General features: G+C 41.8%; 6 protein-coding genes. 4 read left to right on the top strand and 2 right to left on the bottom strand.

Going from position 1 to position 5,558, the window contains the following annotated elements:
* Positions 1-98 precede the first annotated feature (98 nt).
* Positions 99-1,103: an ABC transporter permease gene (locus FS666_RS18710; protein WP_144463714.1), complete on the top strand. Its 1,005-nt coding sequence runs from the start codon at positions 99-101 to the stop codon at positions 1,101-1,103.
* A 53-nt stretch (positions 1,104-1,156) separates the two neighbouring features.
* Positions 1,157-2,023: an ABC transporter permease gene (locus tag FS666_RS18705; RefSeq protein ID WP_144463717.1), complete on the top strand. Its 867-nt coding sequence runs from the start codon at positions 1,157-1,159 to the stop codon at positions 2,021-2,023.
* Between the two features lie 58 nt (positions 2,024-2,081).
* On the opposite strand, the gene FS666_RS18700 is transcribed toward FS666_RS18705, so the two are convergent.
* Positions 2,082-2,255 carry a DUF4083 family protein gene (locus tag FS666_RS18700; RefSeq protein WP_144463718.1) on the bottom strand — a complete coding sequence of 58 codons (174 nt, stop codon included), beginning with the start codon at positions 2,253-2,255 and terminating at the stop codon, positions 2,082-2,084.
* Between the two features lie 66 nt (positions 2,256-2,321).
* On the bottom strand, positions 2,322-3,419 hold the full coding sequence (gene spoIIP / locus FS666_RS18695) for a stage II sporulation protein P (protein ID WP_244943966.1): 1,098 nt from the start codon (positions 3,417-3,419) through the stop codon (positions 2,322-2,324).
* Positions 3,420-3,617: 198 nt separating this feature from the next.
* Here spoIIP and FS666_RS18690 point away from each other — a divergent pair, with 198 nt between their 5' ends.
* The gene (locus FS666_RS18690; RefSeq protein WP_144463715.1) at positions 3,618-3,926 is read left to right on the top strand and encodes a hypothetical protein; all 309 of its coding nucleotides are present in this window, start codon (positions 3,618-3,620) and stop codon (positions 3,924-3,926) included.
* A 183-nt stretch (positions 3,927-4,109) separates the two neighbouring features.
* On the top strand, positions 4,110-5,510 hold the full coding sequence (locus tag FS666_RS18685; RefSeq protein WP_144463716.1) for a putative polysaccharide biosynthesis protein: 1,401 nt from the start codon (positions 4,110-4,112) through the stop codon (positions 5,508-5,510).
* The last annotated feature ends 48 nt before the right edge of the window (positions 5,511-5,558 follow it).

Raw genomic sequence — 5,558 nt, 5'->3', positions numbered from 1 at the left:
CAAATTATCGGATATCCTCTAAACAAAAAAGGACCGGGCGGTTTTTGCCCGGTTTTTCTTATCCGCAGCCATGCAAATTTTTCAAGAAAGGTGATCGAATGCTCACATACACGATAAGACGGCTGACATTGTTAATCCCTGTCCTGCTGGGGATGGTACTGATTGTATTTTCCCTCATCCATGCAATCCCGGGAAATCCGGCCCAGATCATTTTGGGGCAACAGGCGACGGAAGAAGCCGTTGAGGCATTAAATAAGCAATTGGGTCTTGATCAGCCCTTATATATACAGTTTTTCGATTATGTCAAAAATCTGTTGACCGGAGACTTAGGAATGTCGATCCGCACCCAAAGCCCGATCAGCCAGGAAGTATGGCCATATTTGGCAGCAACCATGGAGCTGGCGTTGGCTGCCATGCTGATTGCGATCATCATTGGAGTCAACGCGGGCATTATTTCGGCATGGTTTCAAAATTCATGGTTTGACTATATAGCCATGCTGCTGGCTCTGATTGGTGTTTCCATGCCGATCTTTTGGCTCGGTTTGATGGAGCAGTATGTTTTCTCCATTCAGCTTGATTTGTTCCCGACGACAGGACGCGACAATATTCGGGACCCGGTTGAACCAATTACTTATCTATATTTAATTGATACATTGATGCAGGGAAGGTTTGATCAGTTTGTTGAAGTCATTAAACACCTTGTATTGCCAAGTTTAGCCCTGGCCACGATTCCCATGGCGATCATCGCCCGGATTACGCGGTCAAGCATGCTGGAAGTGATGCGTTCTGATTATATCAGGACTGCCCGTGCCAAAGGGATGAGCATGTTTTGGGTTGTTTATAAACATTCTTTAAAAAACGCCTTTATTCCCGTGTTGACGGTCATCGGGTTGCAGACCGGCCTGCTTTTGGGCGGAGCGATCTTGACGGAAACGATTTTCGGATGGCCGGGAATCGGAAGTTATATTTATGATGCAATTCAATTCCGCGATTATCCGGTCATTCAATCAGGAATTCTGGTTGTGGCCACCATTTTCGTCTTAATCAATTTAACGGTGGATCTGTTGTACGCAGCGATCGATCCGCGAATTAAATACCGATAGGGGGAAAGACAATGATTGAACCAGCAGCGAAATTGCCTCCAAACCATGCAAACATGAATGTAAATGAAGAAGAACAAATCATTTCCCCTTGGAAGGAAGCGTGGCGGAGCTTTAGAAAAAACAAGGCGGCCTTATTGGGGCTTGGCATCGTCCTGTTTTTCATTTTACTGGCCATATTCGCGGATTTGATTGCCCCATATGGATTCAAAGAAACGGAGTTGGCGAATAAACATCTACCGCCGTCAAGTAAACATTGGTTTGGAACGGATGAGTTCGGCCGTGACATATTGAGCCGGGTCATTTATGGTGCACGCATTTCCCTGCGTGTCGGATTTCTGGCAGTCAGCGGATCGGTGATAGTGGGCTCCTTGCTTGGAATTATTGCCGGCTATTACGGAAGATGGGTGGACGGCATCATATCGAGAATTTTTGATATTCTTTTGGCATTTCCAAGTATATTGCTGGCCATTGCGATTGTCGCCATCCTTGGGCCGTCTTTGCAAAACGCCATGATTGCCATCGCGGTTATCAACGTACCGACATTTGGACGGTTGCTCCGTTCAAGGGTGCTCAGCGTAAAAGAGGAGGAGTATATAACGGCGGCAAAAGCGATTGGAATGACGGACGGCAGAATTCTTTTTCATCATGTCCTGCCCAACAGCCTGGCGCCGATCATCGTGCAGGGATCCCTTTCCATTGCAACGGCCATCATTGAAGCGGCGGCCTTGGGATTCCTTGGACTGGGGGCGCAGCCGCCGACACCCGAATGGGGAAAGATGCTTGCTGATTCGAAAGACTTCATCATCCAGGCTCCATGGACTGTATTTTTTCCGGGGATAGCCATTATGCTTACAGTGTTGGGATTCAATCTGATGGGGGATGGACTGAGGGATGCACTTGATCCGAGGATGAAAAGGTGAATTGATTGGAGAGGGCATGACTTGGCAGGCTTGGACCTAGGTCATGCCCCATATGCTGCTACTCCTGTTTTTCTTTTTCAAGCATTTCGATGATCTTATCGAGTTTTTGCTCCATATTTTTTGACCTTGACTGATTATTGACTAATGAGCGCACAACTAAAAATATAGCGAAAGTAATACCCAATATAAATAGCAGCATTATGAATTGAAATATAATGTCACCAACATTCACCAATTAAACGCCCTCCTTAACTATATCTACGACTGTGAAAATGAATAGTTTCAATGGGGAGATCTTTTAAATTCCGGACTCTCCCCAATAGTATTCACTAAAGACATCTGCAAGTGCTTCGGCAGAGTTGGATAATTCCGTCATATCATTGTCAACTCCACCAAATTCTATCAGAAGGGCATGTTCGGTTAAATCCTGGTTATATACTCCATCACCTTCGCTTTTCCCTTTAACAAAAACCCCACGGCTGATACCCGGGTACTTCTTTTCAATTTCTGCATGTAATTTCTCGGCAAAGGCACGATTCTTTTCATAATTTTTGTATTCCTTGCCAACAACAAAGAATAATTTGGCATACCTTTTTTGATTGATGACTGCGGTTGTAACTTTTTTGGGCTGGGCGTCCCTGTGTATATCAATAAAGAACTTGAGCTTATCATTATTACCCATCGCTTCTTGAACGGTCTCTCTTGATAGTGCATATGATTGATAGTAATTCCAGTTACGGGATGTTAATGCTTGTGATACATTCTTTTTTGAATGCTCTACGCCAATCCCTTTATCCTCCAGTTTGTTTTTTAATGTTTCCCCCACTGCAATAACATTTGCTTTTTCATTGTTGCTTGAGGTCTGGGCCGAATTTTTCAACAATGGCTTATAAGCTTCCCAGCTATGAGAATGATATATGAAAACCGTCTTGTTTTTATTTTTCGAACGATTGTCCTCATCTTTTTTATTGTCTTCGGGTTCGTCAGTCTCCTCCAACAAATGAAATTGCGGAGGAGGAGACTCGATAGGAAGATTCGTAATATTCGTTCCCTGCCCGGCAACCGCAATTTCCGTATGATAAAGAGCTAATCCCGGAATTTCATTTCCAAGAAAAGTTCTAACGTCCTTCGGTTTAATATTGATTAGAAGGTCCAATGAAAGTTCCGTAAGTGACGGAAGATTCTCTGATGGGGGCAGTGCATGAACTTCTGATCTTATCAACTCTACCAGTACACTGTCCATATTCACTTTGCTTAGTATAGATTTAATAGCAGCGGAAGAGAGAGCAGAATTGAATGAGATGATGACTGCGATTAAAAAAGTAGTCATCGTTAAAATGGTTAAGCCGATTAGAAAGTTAATTAAAGTGGTAGTTGGGCTGCTAGTTTTAAACAATGAATCTCCCTCCTGATATATGCGGATATATAAATGTATGAAAATGATAAGAGGGCTATTCATAATTTATATGTACTGATGTATCTAATAGAGGGTGAAAAGCATAGAGAATGTTGCCGGGATTTCTTTATTCTTTTTCTGTTCACCTTTCAGTATGATAGTATAAAGATTTATTTACCTTAAAGGGAGGTTCTTATCTTGAAAAAGTTCATTTCGGCTGCTGCGTGCGTTTGTGCCATTTTCATTATCTGTTGGCTGCCAAAAGGTGACGCCAAACAAACGGTTGTAAAACCTGCTCCTGAAAAAGAAGTAAATAACAAATCAAAATTTATCATTGTAGACTCAATTGAGGACGCTCGAAATATTGAAATGGCAAAAACAATGCCTGAAAGCGAGCTGCCTCAAAACATTCCAAATGCTGATGAAGATTCAGCCATTATTATTGCAAAACTGCCCCAAATAGAAGAAGCGTTTAAATATTTTACAGAGGTAAAAGTAAAACAATAATGTGAAGGGCTCAAGTAATTTATCAATTAACGTGAACATCAAACTTTTTATCTCCTGAAAAATCCTCCTTTCCTGAACCAGCAATTAATAGTTTAAAAGTGAATGAATATTTCCTCATTTAGCAGATATTTGTGATATGCTCAACTTATAAAGAAATCTATTAAACAGGCAGGAAATAAATAAATGTCTTCTACATTAATCAAAGGGGCGTTCATTCTTACCCTTGGCTCGGTATTATCCAAAATTCTTGGTCTGTTGTACGTCATCCCTTTTAATATGCTTTTGGGCGGGGAAGGGGTTGGCTTGTATGCATATGCCTATATTCCGTACACGATCTTTATGAGCATTGCCACGGCGGGAATTCCGCTTGCTGTATCAAAAGTCATTTCCAAATATAATGCACTTGGTCAATATTCGGTCAGCCAAAGAATTTTTAAATCGAGTTTTAAAATAATGATCATTACCGGTGTCTTGGCTTTTCTTGCCATGTTTTCTGCTGCTCCGTTTTTGGCGGAATTCGGAAGCTACGGCAATAAAGGATTTTCTTCGGAAGATTTGACGACTGTGATACGGGCAGTCAGCTTTGCATTAATTCTGGTGCCGGCGATGAGTATTATCCGCGGTTTTTTTCAAGGTCATGAAGATATGAGGCCGACGGCTGTTTCACAGGTTGTTGAACAGATCGTAAGGATTATTTTCCTATTAAGCGGTGCATTTGTCGTCTTAAAAATTTTCGGAGGCAAGTTGGTAACAGCGGTTAGTGTCGCAACATTCGCAGCTGCAATTGGTGCCATAGGAAGCACGATTGTTCTTTTAATCTACTTAAATAAACAAATGCCCTACTTAAAACAACTTGCAGCTAAGGACCAGAATAAAGCGGGAACATCCATGGCTGAAATACAAAGGGAGATCTTTTTTTCTTCGATCCCATTTGTTGTAGTAGGCATTGCAATGCCGTTATTTCAGTTTATAGACAACCTGACTTTCAGCAGGGCAATGGCTTCCATTGGTTTGGATGATATTGTAAAATCGGCCTTTGGGATCTTAAATTTTAACACTCAAAAGCTGGTTGTTATTCCGATGACGCTTGCCACTGCTTTTTCGATGGCGCTTATACCAGCTGTGACAAGTTCATACGCCAGCGGAAATATGGAAAAGTTCCGCCGTGAACTTGATAGGGCGTTCCAAATTGTCTTATTTATCACCATACCGGCTGTGATCGGAATCTCTATTTTGGCCGGTCCGATCTACACCGTTTTTTATGGTCATAACCCGCTTGGAACGGAAATCCTCGCCATCTACGCTCCTGCCGCGATTCTGTTTGCTGTCTTTTCAATATCAGCAGCAGTTTTGCAGGGGATCAACATGCAAAAGATGACTGTTCTCAGTTTGTCGATGGGATTGTTAACAAAATTAATTCTGAACATTCCCCTCATAAAAATATTTGAAACGGCTGGAGCAGTTTATGCAACAACATTGGGTTATTTGATTGCTTGCCTGCTGAATTTATTTTTCATTTATTATTCCACTGAGTACAGATACACGGTTGTTTTAAAAAGATCTCTGTTAATCCTGAATCCGTGACGTAGTTTGTTAAAAGCTTGAAAAGCAGGCTGATTTTACCCATTTTCA

Origin of the sequence: Siminovitchia fortis (assembly GCF_007681465.1) — a bacterium.
Lineage (GTDB): Bacteria > Bacillota > Bacilli > Bacillales > Bacillaceae_C > Siminovitchia > Siminovitchia fortis.
The sequence above is the reverse complement of the archived record's forward strand: the minus strand, read 5'-3'. Positions and strand labels throughout refer to the sequence as shown.